19 protein-coding genes are annotated in these 20,519 nt (G+C 69.5%); 8 read left to right on the forward strand and 11 right to left on the reverse strand.

The genetic code is table 11. The features are described 5' to 3' along the window. Positions 1-10: 10 nt before the first annotated feature. From BM004_RS23975 to deoC, 8 genes are all read right to left on the reverse strand, one after another. On the reverse strand, positions 11-1,063 hold the full coding sequence (locus BM004_RS23975; RefSeq protein WP_093217481.1) for an ABC transporter permease: 1,053 nt from the start codon (positions 1,061-1,063) through the stop codon (positions 11-13). Then, on the reverse strand, positions 1,060-2,655 hold the full coding sequence (locus BM004_RS23980) for a sugar ABC transporter ATP-binding protein (protein WP_093217483.1): 1,596 nt from the start codon (positions 2,653-2,655) through the stop codon (positions 1,060-1,062). The genes BM004_RS23975 and BM004_RS23980 overlap by 4 nt, the downstream gene beginning before the upstream one ends. A gap of 21 nt (positions 2,656-2,676) precedes the next feature. Beyond that, positions 2,677-3,681: a substrate-binding domain-containing protein gene (locus BM004_RS23985; RefSeq protein ID WP_093130958.1), complete on the reverse strand. Its 1,005-nt coding sequence runs from the start codon at positions 3,679-3,681 to the stop codon at positions 2,677-2,679. A gap of 10 nt (positions 3,682-3,691) precedes the next feature. Continuing rightward, on the reverse strand, positions 3,692-4,744 hold the full coding sequence (locus tag BM004_RS23990; RefSeq protein ID WP_093217487.1) for an ABC transporter permease: 1,053 nt from the start codon (positions 4,742-4,744) through the stop codon (positions 3,692-3,694). Positions 4,745-4,755: 11 nt separating this feature from the next. Beyond that, the gene (locus BM004_RS23995; RefSeq protein WP_093217490.1) at positions 4,756-5,709 is read right to left on the reverse strand and encodes a ribokinase; all 954 of its coding nucleotides are present in this window, start codon (positions 5,707-5,709) and stop codon (positions 4,756-4,758) included. A 4-nt stretch (positions 5,710-5,713) separates the two neighbouring features. Further along, positions 5,714-6,166 carry an RbsD/FucU family protein gene (locus BM004_RS24000; protein WP_093130952.1) on the reverse strand — a complete coding sequence of 151 codons (453 nt, stop codon included), beginning with the start codon at positions 6,164-6,166 and terminating at the stop codon, positions 5,714-5,716. A gap of 134 nt (positions 6,167-6,300) precedes the next feature. Next, positions 6,301-8,742, reverse strand: coding sequence for an aldehyde dehydrogenase family protein (locus BM004_RS24005; protein WP_093217493.1), 2,442 nt, complete (start codon positions 8,740-8,742; stop codon positions 6,301-6,303). A gap of 4 nt (positions 8,743-8,746) precedes the next feature. Further along, the gene (gene deoC / locus BM004_RS24010) at positions 8,747-9,829 is read right to left on the reverse strand and encodes a deoxyribose-phosphate aldolase (protein ID WP_093217495.1); all 1,083 of its coding nucleotides are present in this window, start codon (positions 9,827-9,829) and stop codon (positions 8,747-8,749) included. A gap of 258 nt (positions 9,830-10,087) precedes the next feature. Between deoC and BM004_RS24015 the strand changes: the two genes are divergently transcribed. Further along, positions 10,088-10,876, forward strand: coding sequence for a DeoR/GlpR family DNA-binding transcription regulator (locus BM004_RS24015; protein WP_093130946.1), 789 nt, complete (start codon positions 10,088-10,090; stop codon positions 10,874-10,876). Between the two features lie 25 nt (positions 10,877-10,901). Here BM004_RS24015 and BM004_RS24020 read toward each other — a convergent pair whose 3' ends face one another. Further along, entirely contained in the window at positions 10,902-11,300 is a 399-nt protein-coding gene (locus BM004_RS24020; protein ID WP_093217498.1) for a VOC family protein, read from the reverse strand. Between the two features lie 17 nt (positions 11,301-11,317). After that, positions 11,318-12,061 carry an SDR family NAD(P)-dependent oxidoreductase gene (locus BM004_RS24025; protein WP_093217501.1) on the reverse strand — a complete coding sequence of 248 codons (744 nt, stop codon included), beginning with the start codon at positions 12,059-12,061 and terminating at the stop codon, positions 11,318-11,320. A 134-nt stretch (positions 12,062-12,195) separates the two neighbouring features. Here BM004_RS24025 and BM004_RS24030 point away from each other — a divergent pair, with 134 nt between their 5' ends. Further along, a complete protein-coding gene (locus BM004_RS24030; RefSeq protein WP_256220026.1) occupies positions 12,196-13,089 on the forward strand; it encodes an AraC family transcriptional regulator in 894 nt (297 codons plus the stop codon). A 151-nt stretch (positions 13,090-13,240) separates the two neighbouring features. Continuing rightward, positions 13,241-14,038 (forward strand): DUF1266 domain-containing protein, encoded by a 798-nt coding sequence (locus BM004_RS24035; protein ID WP_177206588.1) that lies wholly within the window; start codon positions 13,241-13,243, stop codon positions 14,036-14,038. Between the two features lie 42 nt (positions 14,039-14,080). Here the strand turns inward: BM004_RS24035 and BM004_RS24040 are convergent, their stop codons facing one another. Further along, positions 14,081-15,592 carry a MocR-like pyridoxine biosynthesis transcription factor PdxR gene (locus tag BM004_RS24040; RefSeq protein ID WP_093217508.1) on the reverse strand — a complete coding sequence of 504 codons (1,512 nt, stop codon included), beginning with the start codon at positions 15,590-15,592 and terminating at the stop codon, positions 14,081-14,083. Positions 15,593-15,677: 85 nt separating this feature from the next. Between BM004_RS24040 and BM004_RS24045 the strand changes: the two genes are divergently transcribed. From BM004_RS24045 to BM004_RS24065, 5 genes are all read left to right on the forward strand, one after another. Then, entirely contained in the window at positions 15,678-16,301 is a 624-nt protein-coding gene (locus BM004_RS24045; protein ID WP_093217511.1) for an FMN-binding negative transcriptional regulator, read from the forward strand. Positions 16,302-16,520: 219 nt separating this feature from the next. Beyond that, a complete protein-coding gene (gene msrB / locus BM004_RS24050; protein WP_093217513.1) occupies positions 16,521-17,033 on the forward strand; it encodes a peptide-methionine (R)-S-oxide reductase MsrB in 513 nt (170 codons plus the stop codon). Positions 17,034-17,098: 65 nt separating this feature from the next. Continuing rightward, positions 17,099-18,958: a cytochrome c biogenesis protein DipZ gene (locus tag BM004_RS24055; protein ID WP_093217516.1), complete on the forward strand. Its 1,860-nt coding sequence runs from the start codon at positions 17,099-17,101 to the stop codon at positions 18,956-18,958. Between the two features lie 130 nt (positions 18,959-19,088). Beyond that, positions 19,089-19,547, forward strand: coding sequence for a hypothetical protein (locus BM004_RS24060; RefSeq protein WP_093217518.1), 459 nt, complete (start codon positions 19,089-19,091; stop codon positions 19,545-19,547). A 112-nt stretch (positions 19,548-19,659) separates the two neighbouring features. Beyond that, positions 19,660-20,514 (forward strand): oxidoreductase, encoded by an 855-nt coding sequence (locus BM004_RS24065; RefSeq protein ID WP_093217521.1) that lies wholly within the window; start codon positions 19,660-19,662, stop codon positions 20,512-20,514. The last annotated feature ends 5 nt before the right edge of the window (positions 20,515-20,519 follow it).

Raw genomic sequence — 20,519 nt, forward strand, 5'->3', positions numbered from 1 at the left:
CGCCCGGGCCTTAGCCCTGCTTGCGCATCGCGAAGCACGCCCCCGCCACCAGGATGAACGCGCCGATGATCACCTTCTGCCAGGTGCTCGGCACGCCCGCCAGGATCAGCACGTTGTTGATCAGCGTGACCAGCACCACGCCCAGCAGCGTGCCGCCCACGGTGCCGCTGCCGCCGGTGATGCGCGCGCCGCCGAGGATCACGGCGGCAATCACGTCCAGCTCGTTGCCCACCAGGTCGAAGGGGTTCGCCAGCCGCGTGCTCGACACGTGCACGATGCCCGCCAGCCCCGACAGGAAACCGGCGTACGCGAACACGAAGATGTGCACGGTGCGCAGGTTGTAGCCCAGCCGCTCGGCAATGGCCAGGCTGCCGCCGATGGCGTACACCGCGCGGCCGATGAGCGTGCGGTTCAGCAGCCACCACGTGAGCACCGCCGCGGCGGCCAGCACCAGCACCGTGGCGGGCAGCACCACGTGCAGGCCCTGCGGCGTGTCGAAGCGCCACAGCGCGAGCTTGCCGAAGGCGTCCATGGGCGCGGGAACGTTCATGAAGAACACCGTGCCCACGAAGGTCAGGAGAATGCCGTGGTACAGGTACTGCGTGCCGATGGTCACGATGAGCGACGGCGCCTTGAGCCAGTGCACCAGCAGGCCGTTGAGCACGCCCAGCACCGCACCGCTGGCCGCGCCCGCCACCAGCAGCACGGCAATGTGCGTGTCCGGAAAGTAGTTCAACACCAGCTTGGTGATGCTGTACATGGTGAGCGCGGCAATGGCCGCGAACGACACGTCGATGCCGCCCGCCGCCAGCACGATGAGCACGCCCAGCGCGAACAGGCCCAGCACGGTGCAGGCACGCACGATGTCGAACAGCACCGGCAGCTGGAAGAAGCTCGGGTTGATGGCGCCGACCACCAGGCACACCAGCACGATCAGCGCCAGCGTGAAGACCGAGGGCCGCTGCGCGAGCCAGCCGCGCCACGAGGCGGGCGCCTTGGGGGCCGCGGGTGCCACGGAAGAAGGCGCCGTCGTGGAGTGCGCTTGCATGGTGGAAGCCGTCATGAGAATGCGGGGGAGGGTGTGTCGGAAACCAGCGCGTGGTAGAGCTCGCTCTCGGCCAGGCCCTGCGCGTCGAAGTCGTTGGCAATGCGGCCCTTGCGCATCAGCAGGATGCGGTCGCAGTTCTGCAGCAGTTCCTGCAGGTCGTCGCTCACCAGGATCACGCCCAGGCCTTGCTCGGCCAGCCGCTGCACGATGCGGTAGATGGTGTCCTTGGAGCCCACGTCCACGCCCACGGTGGGGCCGTGCAGTATCAGCACGCGCGGGCCGATGGCGAGCCACCGGCCGATGAGCACGCGCTGCTGGTTGCCGCCCGAGAGCGACTGCACCGGGCGGTCGACGTCGGGCGTGGCAATCTGCAGGTCGCGCACGGTGCGCTCGGCCAGTTCCTGGCATTGCTTCGCATCGAGCGCGCCGAAGCGCCCGCGCAGGCGGTTGAGCACCGCTGTGACGATGTTGTCGCGAATCGGCTTGTCGAGAAACAGGCCTTCGCTCAGCCGGTCTTCGGGCACGTAGCCGATGCCCTGGCGAATGCCGTCGCTCGGCGTCTTCAGCGTGACCTGCCGGCCGTCGAGCGCAAGGCGCCCGCGGTCGGCCGCCTGCACGCCGGCCAGTGCCAGCGCCAGTTCGTTGCGGCCCGAGTCGAGCAGGCCGGTGATGCCCAGAATCTCGCCCTTGTGCAGCGTGAAGCTCACGTCGCTGAACTGCGCGCCGCGGCCCAGCGCCTCGACCTTCAGCAGCGTGTCGCCGCCGTGGGTCTGGTGGCGGTAGCGTGCGCCGTCGAGCTGCTTGCCGGTCATCCAGTGCGCGAGCTCGGCCTTGGTGAAGTCGCGGATCGGCCCTTGGGCCACCTTGGTGCCGTCGCGGAACACGATGGCCTGGCCACCCATGGCAATGCACTCGTCGAGCTTGTGGCTCACGAAAAGCACCGCCACGCCCTGCGCGCGCAGTGCCTCCACCACGTGCACGAGGTTGTCGACCTCTTTCTGCGTGAGCGAGGTGGTGGGCTCGTCCATGATGACCATGCGCGCCCGCGTGGCCACGGCGCGCGCAATGGCCACCAGCTGCCGCGTGGCGATGGGCAGCTCGTCGACGCGCCGCGCGAGAAACGCGGCATCGGTCGGCAGCTTCACCGTTTCGAGTGCGCGCACGGCGGTGGCGGCCACCGCCTTGCGGTCGAAACGTCGCGCCAGCTTTCCGCCGGTTTCGACCAGCTGTTCGCTGAGCGCGACGTTCTCGGCCACGCTCATGTTCGGCAGCAGCGAGAGGTCCTGGTAGACCGTCTCGATGCCGAGCGTGAGCGCCTGCAGCGGTGACAGCGATTCGTGGGGGTGCCCGTCGATCACGATGCGCCCCTGGCTCGGGGGCTGCGCGCCCGAGATGATCTTGATGAGCGTGCTCTTGCCGCAGCCGTTCTCGCCGAGCAGGTGGTAGATCTCGCCGGCTTCGATGGTCAGGTCGATACCGCGCAGCGCGTGCACGCCCGCGAAGCGCTTGTGCACGTCCTGCACTTCGAGGAAGACACGGCGCCCGGCCTGGTTCGAAGTGCCGGGCGGGGCTTGCGTGGAAGGCGCGAGAGGCGCGGTCAGAGTCATACGCTCAAGGATTCCGGAAGATCAGAAGGCGTACTTCTTGTAGTTCTGCTTGTCGACCTCGACCCAGGCCTGGCCCGTGACGATGATGCCGACGCCGGGGCCCTTCTTGACCGAGACCTTGTTGTAGCCCTGCACGCCCATGTCGGTGCCGTCGGTGATGGTCTTGCCGTCGAGCAGCATCTTGGCCGCCTTGTTCATGACGATGCCGGCATCCTTCGGGTCCCAGAAGGCGATGCCGCCGACCGCGCCCGACTCGAGGAACTTGGCCGCCTCGCTCGGCAGGCCGGTGCCGTACACGCAGATCTTGCCCTGCAGGCCGGCTTCTTCCACCGCGCGGCCGATGCCCAGCACGTCGAGCGACGACGAGCCCTGGAAGCCCTTCAGGTCGGGGTGCTTGCGCAGCATTTCCTTGGCCTTGCCGTAGGCCTTCTCGGCGTCGTTGAGCGACTCGTTCTTGGCGTCGACCAGCTGCATCTTGGGGTACTTCTTGGCGTTGGTCGCGCCGCCGTCGGCCCATTGCACCTGCGACTGGCTGCCCAGCGAGCCCACCAGCGAGGTCCACTTGCCCTGCTGGCCCATGCAGGCGGCCAGGCGTTCGTTGATGCGCGCACCGTAGGCCGTGTTGTCGAATGCCTCGATGTCGACCATGGTGTTCTTCTGGTTGTCGGCCTCGTGCGTCACGACCTTGATGCCGCGCTCCATGGCGCGCTTGAGCACGGGCTCCAGCGTGGGCGGGTCCATCGAGACCACGGCGATGGCGTCGACCTTCTTGGCCACCAGGTCTTCGACCAGGCGCTGCTGCTGCGCGGCGTCCGACTGGGCCGGGCCGATCTGGCGCGTGGCCACGCCCGGCGTGGTGCTGCCGAACTCCTTCACGCCCACTTCCATGCGGTTGAACCAGCTGATGCCCGTGATCTTCACCACGGTGACGATGTCTTGCGGCTTGCCTTGCGCATGCAGCGCCGAGGCGAAGGCCACGGTGCCCAGTGCGAGTACGGTGCAGGCGATCTTTGTTTTCTTCAGCATGTCTTGTCTCCTAGCCCTCGGTGGTTCTTTGCGTCGCGCCAGGAGGGGGCTGGTGCGGCGATGCGCTGGAGCGCGAAACGGAAATGAAGCTGCGCAGGTCGCTCAGGCTGAACCGCGCCGATGCCAGGAAGAACAGCAGCAGCAGGCCCCAGGCGCAGTCGCGGAAGAAGTTGGAAATGCCCAGCAGGTTGAAGGTGCTCGACAGCAGCTGCAGCGCCACGGCCGAGAAGAACAGGCACACCATGCGCCCGTAGCCGCCCTGCGGCCGCACGCCGGCCATCACGGTGATGAGGATGGCAATCAGCAGGTAGGAGTTGCCGTAGTCCGACTTCACGCTGGCCGTGCGGCCCGCGATGATCACGCCCGCCACCGCGGCCAGCACGCCGCACAGCGCATAGGTGGCCACCAGCATGCGGTGCTGCGAAATGCCCGCGTAGCGCGCCGCCTTGGCGTTGGTGCCCAGCAGGAACAGGCGAATGCCGAAGGGGCTCTGCTTGAGCAGCCAGCCCACGCCCAGCAGCATCGCCACGAAGATGACGAACGGAATCGGCACGCCCAGCACCATCTCGTTGCCGATGGCCGAGAGCGCCTCGGCGTCGCCCACGCGCAGGCTGGAGCCGCCCGTGAGCACCACCGCAAAGCCCGTGTACAGCAGCTGCGTGCCCAGCGTGCAGAGAATGGGCGTGAGGCCGGCGCGCGCAATCAGCACGCCGTTGAGCAGCCCGCCCACCAGGCCCACGGCCAGCGCGATGACGGCGAACCACGCCGTGTAGAGCCAGGGCGAGGCATCGGGTGCCGCGAGCATCGGCGCCACGGTGGCGGCCACCACGCCCGCGAGGTTGGCCAGCGCCACGCCCGACAGGTCGATGCCGCCGTTGCCCGAGATCATCGACAGCGCAACGCCCATGGCCAGCAGGCCGAGCTCGGGCAGCTGGCCGCCCATCGACTGGAAGTTGTAGACGTCGAGGAAGTCGCCCTTGGACAGCACCGTCGCAACCACGAGGATCACGACGTTGATGGCAACCAGGAAGTTGAGTTCGCGGTCTGAAAACCTGGAGGTCATGGCGGGTTCCTTCAGTGGTCGCGGCGCATCAGCGCCTCGACCTCGGCGCGCGTGGGCATCGAGGGCGCGGTGCCGGCGCGCGTGACCGAGATGGCCGCCACCGCCGAGCCGAAGCGCGCGGCGTCCAGCGGCGAGGCGCCTTCGGCGAGCGCGGCCGCAAAGCCGCCGTTGAAGGCGTCGCCCGCGCCGGCCGTTTCCTTCACGGCACCGGCGTTGAACACGGGGATGTGCACCGAGCCGCTGGCGCTGTGCAGCAGCGCGCCCTTGTCGCCGAGCGTGATGAGCGCGCAGCCCACGCCCTTGGCCAGGAAGAAGTCGCCCGCGCGGCGCGCGTCGTCGAGGGTGTCCACGGCAATGCCGCTGAGCGCAGCGGCTTCATGCTCGTTGGGCGTGATGTAGTCGCACAGCGGGTACAGCGCGTCGTCGAAGGGCAGGGCGGGCGCCGGGTTGAACACCGTCACGGTACCGGCGGCGCGCGCCAGTTCGAGCCCGCGGTGCGCGGCGCCGGCCGGTTGCTCCAGCTGCGTGACGAACACGCGCGCACCGCGAATGGCATCGGCCGCCGCGTCCACGTCGGCCGCGTCGATGAGCGCCGCCGCGCCGGGTACCACGATGATCGCGTTGGCGCCGGTGACCTCGTGCACGTAGATGAAGGCCGCACCCGTGGGCTGGTTCGCCACCTGCGGTGCGCGCGGCGTGATGCCTTCCTGTGCCCACAGCGCGAGCGCGTTGGCGCCGAAGGCGTCCTGCCCGAGCTTGGAGATGAAGGTGACGCCCGCGCCGGCACGCGCCGCCGCCACGGCCTGGTTCGAGCCCTTGCCGCCGGGGCCCATGGCAAAGCCCGAGCCCGCGATGGTCTGGCCCACGCCGGGGAGGTTGGCCGCGCGGAACGCGAGGTCGGCCACGAAGATGCCGAGCACGGCCACGCCGTGCTGCCCTTGCTGCTGTGAAGAGACGACGGTCATGGGGTCAGGCCTCGGGCGCGAGCACGCCTTTTTTGAACACGAAGCAGCCGTAGAAGCGGCGCTCGCCCGTGGCGATCACGCAGTAGGCGCGGCGCGCGGCTTCGTAGAAGGCGAAGCGTTCGATGGAGCCCAGCGGGCGCGAGCGGCCTTCGGCCGCATCGATCTCGCGTTGCATCTCCTGCTGCACCGGCGGAATCGTGTCGGGCTCGCCCATGATCTCCATGCGTCGTGCCGGATCGTCGACCGCGGTGTCCAGCGGCAGCACCGAAAGAATGGCGCGCGCCGCTTCGGTGGTGCCTACGCCGTCGATGCGCAGCAGCCGGCCCAGCGTGGTCTGGCGTGCGACCGAGTCGGCCGGAAAGTTGGCGTCGCACAGCACGAGCTCGTCGCCATGGCCCATGGCGCGCAGGGCGTACAGCACGTCTGCGTTGAGCAGCGGATGGATGGACTTCAGCATGTTGTCTCCACGAATGGATGTGGTTCTTGTGGCCGCGATCTTAGAGAAAGAAAACGTTTGCGCAAACGTTTGCCGCTCGAAGATTCATGGGGGTTTCCCTTGGTTTCCAGATGCGCGCGCTGCGCGCACGGCGCTCATTCGCCATACGGGATCCAGATGTTCTTGACCTGCGTGGCGTGCCGCAGGAACTGCGCGCCTTCGGCGCAAGCCGCGTCGTGCCAGTCGGTGGCCAGGCCGTGGTCGACCAGCGTGCGCTTCAGGTTGCCGGCCGACAGGCGCTCGGCGTTGCGCGACAGCTCCTTCGCACCGAAAGCCCACAGCGCATCGACGTCGTCGTGCTCGGCCAGCGTCTGCGCCAAGCTGGCGGCGGGGCCGGTCACGAGGTTGATCACGCCCGCGGGCAGGTCGGAGGTTTCCAGCACCTGGTAGAAGTCGGTGGCGATCAGCGGGTGCTTCTCGCTCGGCACGATCACCGTGCGGTTGCCCATGGCCATCAGCGGTGCGAACAGGCTCACGAAGGACAGCAGCGGCGCCTCGTCGGGGCACACCACGCCGACCACGCCCATGGCCTCGACAGTGGCCAGCGCCACGCCGCGCAGCGGCGGCACATGCACCGTGCCCTCGTACTTGTCGGCCCAGGCGCCGTAGGCGAACAGGCGGCTCACCGATGCATCGACTTCCGCCTGCGCGGCGCGCGCGGCCACGCCAGTGAGGCTGGCGATGCACGCGGCGAACTCGTCGGCGCGGGCCGAGAGGTTTTCCGCGAGGTAGTACAGCGCCTGCGCGCGGCGGTGCGGCGTGGCGCTCGACCAGCCGGCGGCCGAGCGTGCTGCGGCCACGGCGTTGCGGATGTCCTTGCGGTTGCCGGTGCCGACCTCGCCGATGCGCTGGCCGTTGGCGGCGAACACCGGGTGCGAGAGTTCGCCGTCGGGCCGCACCTGCTTGCCGCCGACGAACAGCTTGGCCGTGCGGTCGATGGCCGGGAGCCTGGCTTGCGCCTTCGGGGCCTCGCCCGGTGTCTCGTTCGCGGCTTGGGTGGCCGCTGCAGCCACCGCAGTCATTGCCGCAGTGCGCGGCTTGCGCTCTGCCCAGGCGCGCGGCTTCATGTACTCGTAGCAGCCCTCGCGCCCGCCTTCGCGGCCGTAGCCCGATTCGCGGTAGCCGCCGAAGCCCACGCCCGCGTCGAACAGGTTGGTCGCATTGACCCACACCACGCCGGCCTGCAGTTGCGGCGCAATGCCCAGCGCCAGGCCGATGGTTTCGCTCCACACGCTCGCGGCCAGGCCGTAGCGCGTGTTGTTGGCCAGCGCAACGGCTTCGTCGGGCGTGCGGAAGGTCATCGTCACCAGCACCGGGCCGAAGATTTCCTCGGTGGTCACGGTGGAGGCCGGGTGCACGTTGGTCAGCAGCGTCGGCGCAAAGAAGCTGCCGCCCGGCGGCAGCGCGCCCGGCGCCTGGAAGCAGCTCGCGCCTTCGCGCACGCCGGTCGCCACCAGCGCGCGCACGCGCTCCAGTTGCGTGGGGTCGATCAGGCTGCCCATGTCGATCGCCTTGTCCATCGGCGAGCCCACGCGCAGGCTCTGCATGCGGCGCTTGAGGCGCTCGATGAAGTCGGCCGCAATGCCTTCCTGCAGCAGCAGCCGCGAGCCGGCGCAGCACACCTGGCCCTGGTTGAACCAGATGGCGTCGACCACGCCTTCGACCGCGGCGTCGATGTCCGCGTCGTCGAACACGATGAAGGGCGACTTGCCGCCGAGTTCGAGCGTGAGCGACTTGCCCGAGCCGGCGGTGGCTTCGCGAATGAGGCGGCCCACGTCGGTCGAGCCGGTGAAGGCGATCTTGTCGACGCCTTCGTGCGCGACCAGTGCCGCGCCCGTGGCGCCGTCACCCGTCACCACGTTCAGCACGCCCGCGGGCAGGCCGGCCTGCGCGGCCAGCTCGGCGAAGAGCAGGGCGCTGAGCGGCGTGAACTCGGCGGGCTTCAGCACCACCGTGTTGCCCAGCGCGAGTGCGGGCGCGATCTTCCACGCGAGCATCAGCAGCGGAAAGTTCCACGGAATGATCTGGCCGACGACGCCCAGCGGCACCTGGTCGGCGAACTCGCGCTCCTGCAGTTGCGCCCAGCCGGCGTGGTGATAGAAGTGGCGCGCCACCAGCGGCACGTCGAGGTCGCGCGTCTCGCGGATCGGCTTGCCGTTGTCCAGCGCCTCGACCACCGCGAGCAGGCGCGCATGGCGCTGCACCATGCGGGCCAGCGCGTACAGATGGCGTGCGCGCCCATGGCCGCCGAGTGCGAGCCAGCCGGCCTGCGCGGCACGTGCCGCAGCCACAGCCGCATCCACGTCCTGCGCGCTGCCTTGCGCGATGCGGGCCAGGCGCTGGCCGGTGGCCGGCTCGGCCGTCTCGAAAAGTGCGCCGGCCGACGTGGCGGTGAAGCGCCCGTCGATGAAGTGGCCGAAGCCCTCGGCATGGCGCGCGAGCCATTGGCGCGCGTCGGTGTCGCTCTCTGGCGCGGGGCCGTAGTCCATGGTGTCGAAATAGCGTGCGACGTTGCTGTTGTTCTGGCTGCTGCTCATCGGGTCATCCGATCGGGTGGCGGTTGAAGGCCGAATAGCGGCCGGTGACGTGGTGTTCCAGCTGGCGCTCGATGTCGGCCAGCAGCGTGGAGGCGCCGATGCGGAACAGGTCGGGCTCGAGCCACGGGCGGCCCAGCTCTTCCTTCATGAGCACCTGGTAGTCGAGCGCGGTCTTGGCGGTGGACACACCGCCGGCGGGCTTGTAGCCCACGCGCAGGCCCGTGCGGGCTTCGTACTGGCGGATCATGCGCAGCATGACCAGCGTGACCAGCGGCGTGGCGTTCACGCCTTCCTTGCCGGTGGAGGTCTTGATGAAGTCGGCGCCGGCCATCATGCAGACCATCGAGGCCTTGGCCACGTTGCGCAGCGTCTTCAGTTCGCCGGTTGCAAGAATGGCCTTCACGTGCGCGTCGCCCGCCACGCGGCGGAAGTCGCGCATCTCGTCGTAGAGCTTCTGCCACTGCCCGGTGAGCACGTGCTCGCGCGTGATGACGATGTCGATCTCGGACGCGCCGTCGCGCACCGAGGCTTCGATTTCCTTGAGCTTGAGTTCGTGCGGAATCAGCCCCGCCGGAAAGCCCGTGGACACCGCCGCCACCGGAATGCCGGTGCCCGCCAGCGCCTCGACCGCGGTCGACACGAAGCGGTGGTACACGCACACCGCGCCCGTGTGCAGCGTGCGGTCGGCAAAGCCCAGCGCGGCCAGCAGGTCGGGGCGCACGGGCGTCACCGCCTTGGCGCAGAGCCGGCGCACTCGCTCGGCCGTGTCGTCGCCATTGAGCGTGGTCAGGTCGATGCAGGTGATGGCCTTCAGCAGCCAGCCGGCCTGCGCGTCCTTCTTGACGGAGCGGCGCCCCGGCAGCGTGGCCACGCGGCGCTCCGCGGCGGAGAGGTTGATGCGGATGCTGTCGAACCAGCCGCTGTCGAAGGGTTGCGCGGTGTTGCGCGCGGCGGCGTGGGGCTGTGCCGGTGCGGCGGCGACCGCGGCCGCGGGTGCTTCGGATGCCAGCGCGGCAACCGCCGTGGCCGACGGCGCTGGACGCGAGCGCACCGCGCCGCTGGCGCGAACGAGGGAAGTGGATGTCATGGAGTGGGGAGCGCCGTGGCGCACAGGGGCCGCGGGTGCGGCAGGCAGGCAAAGGGCATGTCTCTTGTCTCCGTGGCGGCATCGCCGTGCGATGCCGCGGTGGTGTCTGGCTTGTCTTGCGTGCCGTCGTGCAGGGCCGGCGGCGTGTGGGTGTGAATGTTATGGCAACAACATTTAATTAGGCAAGATGTTTTTGAAATAACATTTTCGAATCGGTGATGACCGATACTCCAAGGCTTGGACCAGAGGAACCCGAACATGCGAAAAACCGCCGGAGCCGAGGCCCGGGCCGTGCGCCTGGCCCGGATGCAGGAACTCGTCGAAGCGGGCGGGCCGTTGCCGATCAAGCAGGCCGCCCAGCGGCTCGACGTGACCGAGATGACCATCCGCCGCGACCTGTCGTCGGCCGATTCGCCGTTGTCCGCCTTGGGCGGCTATGTGCTGGCGACCACGCTGCCGGGGGCCGAGCGCTACTCGCTCGACGAGGCCAGCGACCAGCACGCGGCCAACAAGCGCCTGGCCTGCGAGCGTGCGGCCGAGTGGGTGCAGCCGCACGACAGCCTGTTCATCGACTGCGGCACGACCATGGTCCACTTCGCGGAAGCGCTGCCGCCGGACATGCCGCTGAGCGTGGTGTGTTACTCCACGAACATTGCGGCGGTGCTGAGCCGCAGGCCGAATACGCAGCTCATGTTGCTGGGCGGCCTGTACCACCCGTCGTCGGCCACGTTCTTCTCCGACGAAGGCCTGCAGTACCTCAACAAGCTGGGCGTGAACAAGGCGTTCATCTCGGCCGGCGGGCTGGACCCGGAGCGCGGCGCGAGCTGCTCCAACTTCCATGAAGTGCCGGTGAAGCAGGCGGCGATACGCAGCGCGTCGGAGAGCTTTCTGATCGTCGACGAAAGCAAGCTCGGCAAGCTGAGGCCCGCGTTCTTCAGCCCGCTCGATGCGTTTGCGCGCATCGTGGTGGGCGGCGCGCCCGCCGCGGCGGTGAAGAAGCAGTTCAAGGAACTGCCGGTGGAGTTCGCGCGGGCCGGGGGCGGCTGAGGACGCGCCAGAAAGGCGTGGCGCCTCAGGGGTGCTGCCAGCTCTTGTAGACGAACTCCAGGCTGTAGCCGTCCGGGTCCCGCACGTTGGCGGCGTAGTAGCGCGGGTCGTAGTGCAGCCGCGCGCCGGGTGCGCCGTTGTCGGTGGCGCCGGCGGCCATGGCTGCCGCATAGGCCGCGTCGACCTCCGCGTTGCTCGACGCCACGAAGCCGATGTGCGCGGCGCGGCCTTCCACCGTGCCTTCGCGCAGCCAGAAGAACACGCGGCCATTGGCACCGAAGCCCTTGAGGTCCGGGTGGCCCGGCGGGCCGTTCCTGCCGTCGTAGTCGAGCCGGTTCGTGATGCCCAGCGGTGTCAGCGCGGCGGTGTAGAAGGCGATCGACCGGTCGAGATCGCTCACTGAAATGAAGACGTGATCGAGCATGCGCGGATTCTCCCCGCTCAGATGAAGTAGCCGCCGGCAACCTCGACGGTCTGCGCGTTGATCCAGCCGCTGTCGGCGGACAGCAGGGTGGCGATGACGCGGCCCACGTCGTCCGGCTCGCCGACGCGGCCGAGCGCGGTCTGGGATGCGAGCAGTGCCTCGAACGCGTCGGTAAGGCCGCCGCCGAGTTCGGTGCGAATCGCGCCGGGCGACACGGCATTCGCGCGGATGCGCCGCTCGCCGAACTCCTTGGCCATGTAGCGCGTCAGCACTTCGAGCCCGCCCTTGAAGGCCGCGTACGGCGCCACGCCCGCGGTGGCCACGCGCGTCGTCGCGCTGGTGAGGTTCACGATGCTCGCGCCTTTCTCGAGCAGCGGCAGCAGCGCCTGCGTGAGAAAGAACGGCCCCTTCAGGTGAACGTTCATCAGGCCGTCGAACTGCGCGGGCGTCACGCTGTCGATCGGGTTGAAGAGCCCGTACCCGGCGTTGTTGACGAGCCCGGCCAGCGTCTGGCGGCCCCAGGTCGATTGCAGCGTGCGCTGCACGGTGTCGCGGAAGCCGCCGAAGCTTTCGGCCGCGCCCACGTCCAGCTGCAGCGCCACGGCCTTGCCACCTTCGGCTTCGATGCGCCGCACCACGGCATCGGCCGCGTCCTGTTGGCTGTTCCACGTCAGGATGACGCCCATGCCGCGCCGGGCGCATTGAATGGCGGCGCTGGCCCCGATGCCTCGGCTGCCGCCGGTGATGACGATGACGCTCATGTGTGTGTTTTCCAGGTTGGTGAGGGATGCGTCGACGATAGCCAGCGCGCCTGCCGCAGCCGTGCCCGTTCCTGCCTCGGGCCTGCCTGTTCCTGCTTTTTGCTTGCGCTTCGCGCCGTGCTGCGGTCAGATGCATGCCCATGCAAGAACAGTTGAAAGAACTCAGGAGGCTCGCCGCGCGCGCCGGGAACCGCCGCACCGAAACCGGCATTCCACGCGTGGCGATGGTGCAGGGCGCGATCCCCGAGCACCAGCTGGCGGCCGTGTACGACCCGATGGTCAATCTCATCCTGCAGGGCAGCAAGTCGATGACGGTCGGCAACCGCACGCTGCACTACGACCCGGCCACGTATTTCGTGATGTCCGTCGACCTGCCGGCGGTGGGCGTCGTGCGGCCGGCCGCAACCGGCGAGCCCTACCTGGCCGTGAGCCTCACGCTCGACCCGGCGCTGCTCGCCACGCTGCTGGCCGACCTGCCCAAACCTGCCGGCGCCAGCGCGCAGGAGGCGGGCTTCTCCGTCGCAGCCGTCACGCCGGAGCTGATGGACGCCTGGGTGCGCATGCTGCGGCTGATGGAGCGGCCGGACGAGATCGCCGCGCTGGCGCCGGCCTACGAAAGGGAGATCCTGTACCGGGTGCTGCAAGGCGCGAACGGCTGGATGCTGCGCGACATTGCCACGCCCGACAGTGCGCTGTCGCGCGTGAACCTGGCCATTCAATGGATCCGGCGCGACTTCGACAAGCCGCTGCGCGTCGAGGCGCTGGCCGACCGGGCGGCCATGAGCGCGTCGGCGTTTCATCGCCACTTCAAGGCGGTGACGGCGCTCAGCCCGCTGCAGTACCAGAAGCGCATTCGCCTGCTGCAGGCGCGCATGCTGCTTGTGTCGGGCGGCAGGAGCGTGACCTCGGCCGCGTTCGATGTCGGCTACGAAAGCGCGACCCAGTTCAGCCGCGAGTACGCACGCGCGTTCGGCCTGCCGCCCGCGCAGGATGCGGCGCGGGTTCTCGCTTCGATTCGCCTCGCGTGAAGCGAGGGCGCGGTGGCTGTGTGAACACTTTGGTGGCAACGATATTCACTTGAGAAAACAGCGCGGCTGTGTAGAAAATGAACGCGCGGGCCAGTCCCGGATGGCGCGGCCAACAAGCGCACAACGCATTCGAACTTTGGGAGGATATTCAATGGGGATCATGGACATCGTCGGCCATTCGCTGCTCGACAACGACAAGCTTCACTTCAGCACCACGCCGGACGCCACGCCGCAGGAGGCGTGGCTGGTCACCCTGGGTGCGCCGCTTTCCGCTTTCAACGGCGACCACGTGAACGCGGTGGCCACGGGCAAGGAGGCCGGCGACCTGCGCGATGGCATTGCGCAGGTGTGGGGCGTCAACGACCGCGCGAGCTTCGAGGACAAGGCCGAATGGCTCGTGCAGGAAGGCCAGCGCGCGAAGTACGCGTCGCTGTGGCAATCGATCGCGGCCGTCGACGACGCCGTGCAGACCACGCACCCGGTGATGCGCGCCTTGGCGGACGGCATGTTCCCCGCGTTCTTCCAGATCAAGGCCCGCAAGAGCCTCGACTACAAGGCGCTGGGCGCGCAGAGCGGGCACTCGGTCCCCGAGCTTGCGCAGCTGGTAACCAACAGCCGCTCGTGGGTCGATGAATTGCGCAAGCACTTCAAGGCGCAGCCCGCGCAGATTGCCAACCTCGTCGCATGGGACGCGGTGCGGCTGGTGAGCCTGTCGCGCTGGGCGGTGCAACTGGGCTTCATCGAGCGCGCGGAGTTCGCGGGCTTCGCGGGCGGGCTGAAGCCGCAGGTGCAACAGGCCTACGCGGACTGGTCGCAGGTGAGCGCGGCCTACATCGCGGGTGGGCTCATCTGGCGCTATTCGAGCGAGCGCGAGGAGCACCTGCTGCGCACGAACCGGCTGCTGTTGAGCGACGCGCGCAGCCCGTACCGCAGCACGGCGTTTCGCTGAAGCGCCACGCCGTCGCGCGGGCGACCGGCCGACGTCGGCAACCTACGAGCCCTTCACCGCCATCGTTGCGATGACACCGGCCAGCGCCCGCATGCCCCGGTCGATCTGCTCGGGTGTCAGGCTCGCATAGCCGAGGATCAACCCCGCGGCCTTGTGCTGCGCGCGGTGTGCCGACGTGGCGAAGAGGGGCGACACCGGGTAGACCCCCACGCCCTTGCCGAGGGCCGCGGCCACGAGGGCCGGCTCGCTGCGCGCCTGCAGAAATGGCAGCCACAACACCACGTGCAGCCCGGCCGCCGTGCCCGCGACGTGGGCCTTGTCCGGCAGGTGGCGCACGACGGCATCGAGCAGCGCGGCGCGCCGGCGTTCGTTCTCGCGGCGCACGCGCCGGACATGGCGCTCGTAGGCCCCGCTGTCGATCAATGACGCGAGCACCCTTTGCTCCAGCAACGGCGCGTGCCGGTCCGCCAGGCGCTTGGCCTGCCGGAAGACTGCGACCAGCTCGGTGGGCAGCACCAGGTAGCCGATGCGAAGCTGCGGCGACAGCGCCTTCGAGAAAGTGCCGGCGTAGATCACGCGGCCGTCGCTGTCCATCGACTGCAGCGCATCGATGGGGCGCTGGCCGTAGCGGAATTCGCCGTCGTAGTCGTCCTCGACGATCCAGGCCCGGTGCCGCTGCGCCCATTGCAGCAGCTCGAGGCGCCGGCCCACGGGCAGCACGCCGCCCAGCGGGAACTGGTGCGACGGCGTCACGTAGGCCAGGCGCGCACGGTCGTCCGGCGGCAGGCGCGCGGTGTCCAGGCCCTGGGCGTCGACGGGAACCGCCAGCAGGTCGGCGCCGGTGGCTTCGAAGCAGCGGCGCGCCATCAGGTAGCCGGGGTCTTCGAAGACGAAGGCATCGCCCGGGTCCAGCAGCAGCCGCGCGCAGAGGTCGATGCCTTGCTGCGAGCCGTGGACCACCACGATCTGCCCGGCGTCGCACGCCAGCCCGCGCGCACGCCGCAGATAGCCCTGCAGCGCGCGGCGCAGCGACGCGTCGCCCTCGGGCGCGGCGTAGTACAGGCTGTGCTGACGGCGCAGAAGCTCCGCCTGGTAGGCGCGCCGCCAGGCCTGTGCCGGAAAGTCGCGCGAGGCCACCGCGCCGTAGGCGAAGTCGATGGCCGCGGGCTCCGCGCGTGAGAGCGCAGGCATTGCGATGCCGCTCACGCGGTGGCCGAAGCCCGACAGCGCGAGCGGCGGCTTGCCGCGGCGGGCCGAAGCCTGTCGAACGGCCCGCACCGCCGGGGGCGCGCTGGCGATGCGGGCGGCCCTGCCCACGGAGGTGGCGATGAAACCCTCGGCCGCCAGCTGCTCGTAGACGGCCGTCACGGTGGTGCGCGACACGCCGAGGTCCGCGGCCAATGCGCGTGTCGACGGCGCGTTGGCGCCCGCGGCGAGCGTGCCGTCGGCAATCTGGGCCCGCAGCAGGTCGTAGATGCGCCGGCCTGCGCCCGGGGCGGTGAGGGCCGGGATCGGCGGATGCAGAGGAGGCACGGGACGGCGAAACTGGTCCATCGAAAATGCCTGAAACTGGATCTTCGCATTGTGCCGGTTGCGAGCGAAAGTCGGTGCCTCATTCCCTCGTCCACGACCGCTCCCGATGTACATCCCCCCACACTTCGCCGAAACCGACCCCGTGCAACTGCACCGCGTCATCCGCGAGCACCCCTTGGGCGCGCTGGTCACCCAGGGGGCCGACGGCTTCGACGCGGACCACCTGCCTTTCGAGTTCGATCCCGACGAGGGCGCGCACGGCCTGCTGCTGGCCCACGTCGCGCGCTCCAACACGCTGTGGCAGCGCTGCGCCTCGGGGAGCCCGGCGATGGTGATCTTTCGCGGTGCGCAGGCCTACATCTCTCCCAGCTGGTACCCCACCAAGCACGAGGCGCACCGCCAGGTGCCCACCTGGAACTACGAGGTGGTGCATGCGCACGGCGTGCTGAGCGTGCATGACGACGAGCGCTTCGTGCGCCGCATCGTCGCGCGCCTGACGCGGCGCCACGAAGCCGGCGAGCCCATGCCATGGAAGATGGGCGATTCGGCGCCCGAGTACATCGACAGCCTGCTGCGCAACATCGTGGGCATCGAGGTGGCGCTCACGTCGCTGGTGGGCAAGTTCAAGCTCAGCCAGAACAAGGAACTGCGCGACCGCGCCGGCGCGGCCGATGCGCTGCAGGCGCGCGGCAGCACCGCGTTGGCCGAGCGGATGCGCCCGGCCGATTGACGCCTGGCACCTGGTGTCTGGCGCCTGGCATCTGCGCCGCCGCCGCTGCTCCTTTTTTTGAAGGCGCGGCGGCCGGGGGCGTAACCTTCTGCGCGAAGCGCCCGAACTACGTTGCATGAGACGCAGCGTTGAACCCGGCGGATGGCACGTCCTTCGCTATGCACATCCGTATACACCGATGCTGCGTACTCAGGTCATCACCTCAAGGAGCCACTCGCCATGAACCACCATCCCGCACGCCGCTTCGTTCTCAAGGCCGGCACCTCGGCATTCGGCCTGGCCGTCGTCAACGCCTTCGGCTGGAGCGCCAGCCTGGCGCACGCGGCCGAGAACGGCAAGTTCGAAGTCAGCCGCAGCGATGCCGAGTGGCGCAAGCTGCTCACGCCCAACCAGTACGCGGTGCTGCGCCAGGACGGCACCGAGCGGCCCTACACCAGCCCGCTGAACGACGAGCACCGCGAGGGCAGGTTCGTGTGCGCGGGCTGCGCGCTCGACCTGTTCTCCTCGAAGACCAAGTTCGACAGCAAGACCGGCTGGCCCAGCTTCTGGCAGCCGCTGCCGAACGCGGTGGGCCAGAAGGTCGACAGCTCGGTCGGCATGACGCGCACGGAGGTGCACTGCCGCCGCTGCGGCGGCCACCTGGGCCATGTGTTCGACGACGGTCCGAAGCCCACCGGCCTGCGCTACTGCATGAACGGGATGGCCATGAAGTTCAACGCGGGCGCTGCCTGATCCCTCGGCCCCCGGGACCACCCCGGAGCACCCGGACCTTTCACTGACCTGCCTGCCGTTTCGCCATGCTCCTTTTCCTCGTCGCCTACCTGGGCGGGGTGCTGACCATCCTCAGCCCCTGCATTCTTCCGGTGCTGCCCTTCGTGTTCGCGCGCGGCGACCAGCCGTTCCTGAAGAACGGCCTGCCGCTGCTGCTCGGCATGGCGCTCACCTTCGCGGGCGTGGCTTCGCTGGCCGCGGTGGGCGGCGGCTGGGCGGTGCAGGCCAACCAGTACGGCCGCATGGCGGCGATCGTGCTGATGGCGCTGTTCGGCGTCACGCTGCTGTTTCCGCAGCTGGCGCAGCGGCTCACGCGGCCGCTGGTGAGCTGGGGTGAACGGCTGTCGGCTTCGGCCGGCGGCGATGCGGCGGGCGGGCAGCGCTCGTCCTTCGTCACGTCGGTGCTGCTGGGCGTGGCCACGGGCCTGCTGTGGGCGCCGTGCGCGGGGCCGATCCTGGGCCTGGTGCTGACCGGCGCGGCGCTGGGCGGCGCGAGCGCGCAGACCTCGCTGCTGCTGCTGGCCTATGCGGCGGGTGCGGCCAGTTCGCTGGCGGCCGCGCTGCTGGTGGGCGGGCGCCTGTTCAAGGCAATGAAGAAGTCGCTGGGCGCCGGCGAGTGGATCCGCCGCGGCATCGGCGCGGCGCTGTTGTGCGGCGTGGCCGCCATCGCGCTGGGGCTGGACACCGGTGTGCTGGCGCAGCTGTCGGTGGCGGGCACGTCCTCGGTGGAGCAGGCGCTGATCGACAAGGTGCGGCCGAAGAAGGCGGCCGAAAACTCCGCCGAGGCGCCCGCGGTGGTTGCCACGGGCCCCGATTCGGCGGTGATGATGGCCGGCGCCGACGCCACGATGGCCCCGGGCAACGCCATGATGGCCGCCAACAACGCGATGATGTCCGCGGACAAGGCCGCCGAGGCATTGCCCGCCGAAGGCCAGGGCCCTTCGCTGGACGGCGCCGAGCAGTGGCTCAACTCGCCGCCGCTGGCCATGGAGGCGCTGCGCGGCAAGGTCGTGCTGATCGACTTCTGGACCTATTCCTGCATCAACTGCCTGCGCGCATTGCCGTATGTGCAGGCCTGGGCCGAGAAGTACCGCGACAAGGGGCTGGTGGTGATCGGCGTGCATGCGCCGGAGTTCGCCTTCGAGAAGGACATCGGCAACGTGCGCAAGGCCGTGAAAGACCTGAAGGTCGGCTACCCGGTCGCCGTCGACAACAACTACGCGATCTGGCGCGCGTTCAAGAACGAGTACTGGCCGGCGCACTATTTCATCGATGCGCAGGGCCGCATCCGGCATCACCATTTCGGCGAGGGCGCGTACGACCAGTCGGAGCAGGTCATCCGGCAACTGCTGGCCGAGGCGGGCCAGGCGCCGGCGGCGGGCGACCTGGTGAAGGTCGAGGCGCAGGGCGCGCAGGCCGCCGCCGACAGCGCGAACGTGAAGTCGCCCGAGACCTACATCGGCTACGGCCGCGCCGAGAACTTCGCGTCGGCCGGCGGCCTGGTGCAGCGCAAGCCGCACGCGTATGCCGTGCCCGGGCAACTGCAGGCCAACCAGTGGGCGCTGGGCGGCGACTGGACCGTGGGCGAGCAGAGCGCCGTGCTCGGCAAGGCGCAGGGCCGCATCGCCTACCGCTTTCACGCACGCGACCTGCACCTGGTGCTCGGCTCGGCACACGACGGGCGCCCGGTTCGCATCAAGGTGACGATCGACGGCAAGCCGCCCGGCGAGGACCACGGCATGGACGTGGACGCGCAGGGCCTGGGCACCATCGACGGGCAGCGGCTCTACCAGCTGGTGCGCCAGCGCGGCGAGGTGGCCGACCGGCGCTTCGAGATCGAGTTTCTCGACCCGGGCGCGGAGGCGTTCGCGTTCACCTTCGGTTGAGCGCCGTGGCGCCCGGCGGACAGGAGCCGGCCGGCGTCATGCATGTCCGGATACAACCCATACGCTTTGGCGGATCGCGGCGGCCGGCCCGCTGCCGCACAATGCGCAGCTTCTCCACCCCGGAGCGACGATGAATCCCGGCACCATCGCGAACGCCGAACTGCTGCAGGTCGCGGGCCTGCCCAGGCCCGGCTTCCTGACGCTGGAGGCGCTGCAGGGCCTGCCCCGGCACGACCTCGGCCCCACCCAGGTCCTTTGCTATTCCGGCCGCCCCGTGGCACAGGTCGACAGCTACGCGGGCGCGCGGCTGGTCGACGTGCTCGACGCGCACGGGCTGTCGCAGCGGCCGCGCTCCGAACTCAAGCGCTGCGTGGTGGTGGCGCAGGGCGGCGACGGCTACCAGGCCGTGTTCAGCTGGAACGAGCTCTACAACAGCACCATCGGCGAGAAGGCGCTGGTGCTGTACGAGAAGAACGCCGAGCCGCTGGACGCGCACCTCGGGCGCATCTGCCTGATTTCCGCCAACGACACGCGGCTGGGGCCGCGCCACCTGCGCGGGCTGTCGCGGGTGGAACTGAAGATGCTCTGAGCGCGGCATGGTGCGGTGCCGTGCGGTTCTCGCGCGCGGGACAGGGTCATTCATCGGGCGTAGCCTCTGCGCCCTTGTCGTCTTGTTTCCACCCTTGCATGGAGTCCTGCGCATGATGAATCGAACCGACCCCGTCTGGCTGATCACCGGATGTTCCACCGGCTTCGGCCGTGAACTCGCCAAGCTGGTGCTCGCGCGCGGATGGCGCGCCGTGGTGACGGCGCGCAACGCGGCGCAGGTGGCCGACATTGCCGAAGGCCACGGCGAGCGCGCGCTGGTGCTGCCGCTGGACGTCACGCGGCGCGAGCAGGTCGAGCACGTGGTGGCGCAGGCGCGCCAGCATTTCGGGCGCATCGATGCGCTGGTCAACAACGCGGGCTACGGCTACCTCGCCGCCATCGAGGAGGGCGAGGACAAGGAAGTGCGCGACATGTTCGAGACCAACGTCTTCGGGCTCATCGACATGACCAAGGCGGTGCTGCCCGTGATGCGGGCGCAGGGCAACGGGCTGGTGGTGAACGTGTCGTCCATCGGCGGGCTGTCGAGCTTTGCGGCCACGGGCTACTACCACGGCACCAAGTACGCGGTGGAGGGCATCTCGGAGTCGCTGGCCATCGAGGTCAGGCCGCTGGGCATCGGCGTGCTGATCGTCGAGCCGGGGCCGTTTCGCACGAACTGGGCGGGGCCGTCGATCAAGCAGTCGGCCACGCGCATCGAGGCCTACGACGCCACGGCGGGCGAGCGCCGCAAGCAGACCGCGGCGCGCAGCGGCAACCAGGCCGGTGACCCGGTGCGCGCGGCGCAGGCCATCATCGATGCCGCGCTGTCCGACAACCCGCCGCTGCGGCTGGTGCTGGGCAAGGCGGCGCTCGACCTGGCGCGCAAGAAGCTCGAGTTCATGCGCGGCGATTTCGATGCGTGGGAGTCGGCGACGCTGGGCGCCGACTTTCCGCCGGGCGAGGGCTGAGCCAG

It is taken from the genome of Variovorax sp. OK212 (assembly GCF_900112425.1).
Lineage (GTDB): Bacteria > Pseudomonadota > Gammaproteobacteria > Burkholderiales > Burkholderiaceae_C > Variovorax.

What these genes read in the sequence shown, in the direction of transcription:
- BM004_RS24025 (WP_093217501.1), bottom strand. Translation starts at nt 12,061, where the DNA reads ATGAGCGTCATCGTCATCACCGGCGGCAGCCGAGGCATCGGGGCCAGC.
- BM004_RS23980 (WP_093217483.1), bottom strand. Translation starts at nt 2,655, where the DNA reads ATGACTCTGACCGCGCCTCTCGCGCCTTCCACGCAAGCCCCGCCCGGC.
- deoC (WP_093217495.1), bottom strand. Translation starts at nt 9,829, where the DNA reads ATGACATCCACTTCCCTCGTTCGCGCCAGCGGCGCGGTGCGCTCGCGT.
- BM004_RS24040 (WP_093217508.1), bottom strand. Translation starts at nt 15,592, where the DNA reads ATGGACCAGTTTCGCCGTCCCGTGCCTCCTCTGCATCCGCCGATCCCG.
- BM004_RS24065 (WP_093217521.1), top strand. Translation starts at nt 19,660, where the DNA reads ATGATGAATCGAACCGACCCCGTCTGGCTGATCACCGGATGTTCCACC.
- BM004_RS24060 (WP_093217518.1), top strand. Translation starts at nt 19,089, where the DNA reads ATGAATCCCGGCACCATCGCGAACGCCGAACTGCTGCAGGTCGCGGGC.
- BM004_RS24015 (WP_093130946.1), top strand. Translation starts at nt 10,088, where the DNA reads ATGCGAAAAACCGCCGGAGCCGAGGCCCGGGCCGTGCGCCTGGCCCGG.
- BM004_RS24045 (WP_093217511.1), top strand. Translation starts at nt 15,678, where the DNA reads ATGTACATCCCCCCACACTTCGCCGAAACCGACCCCGTGCAACTGCAC.
- BM004_RS23995 (WP_093217490.1), bottom strand. Translation starts at nt 5,709, where the DNA reads ATGACCGTCGTCTCTTCACAGCAGCAAGGGCAGCACGGCGTGGCCGTG.
- BM004_RS24035 (WP_177206588.1), top strand. Translation starts at nt 13,241, where the DNA reads ATGGGGATCATGGACATCGTCGGCCATTCGCTGCTCGACAACGACAAG.
- BM004_RS23990 (WP_093217487.1), bottom strand. Translation starts at nt 4,744, where the DNA reads ATGACCTCCAGGTTTTCAGACCGCGAACTCAACTTCCTGGTTGCCATC.
- BM004_RS24055 (WP_093217516.1), top strand. Translation starts at nt 17,099, where the DNA reads ATGCTCCTTTTCCTCGTCGCCTACCTGGGCGGGGTGCTGACCATCCTC.
- BM004_RS24000 (WP_093130952.1), bottom strand. Translation starts at nt 6,166, where the DNA reads ATGCTGAAGTCCATCCATCCGCTGCTCAACGCAGACGTGCTGTACGCC.
- msrB (WP_093217513.1), top strand. Translation starts at nt 16,521, where the DNA reads ATGAACCACCATCCCGCACGCCGCTTCGTTCTCAAGGCCGGCACCTCG.
- BM004_RS24005 (WP_093217493.1), bottom strand. Translation starts at nt 8,742, where the DNA reads ATGAGCAGCAGCCAGAACAACAGCAACGTCGCACGCTATTTCGACACC.
- BM004_RS23985 (WP_093130958.1), bottom strand. Translation starts at nt 3,681, where the DNA reads ATGCTGAAGAAAACAAAGATCGCCTGCACCGTACTCGCACTGGGCACC.
- BM004_RS24020 (WP_093217498.1), bottom strand. Translation starts at nt 11,300, where the DNA reads ATGCTCGATCACGTCTTCATTTCAGTGAGCGATCTCGACCGGTCGATC.
- BM004_RS23975 (WP_093217481.1), bottom strand. Translation starts at nt 1,063, where the DNA reads ATGACGGCTTCCACCATGCAAGCGCACTCCACGACGGCGCCTTCTTCC.
- BM004_RS24030 (WP_256220026.1), top strand. Translation starts at nt 12,196, where the DNA reads ATGCCCATGCAAGAACAGTTGAAAGAACTCAGGAGGCTCGCCGCGCGC.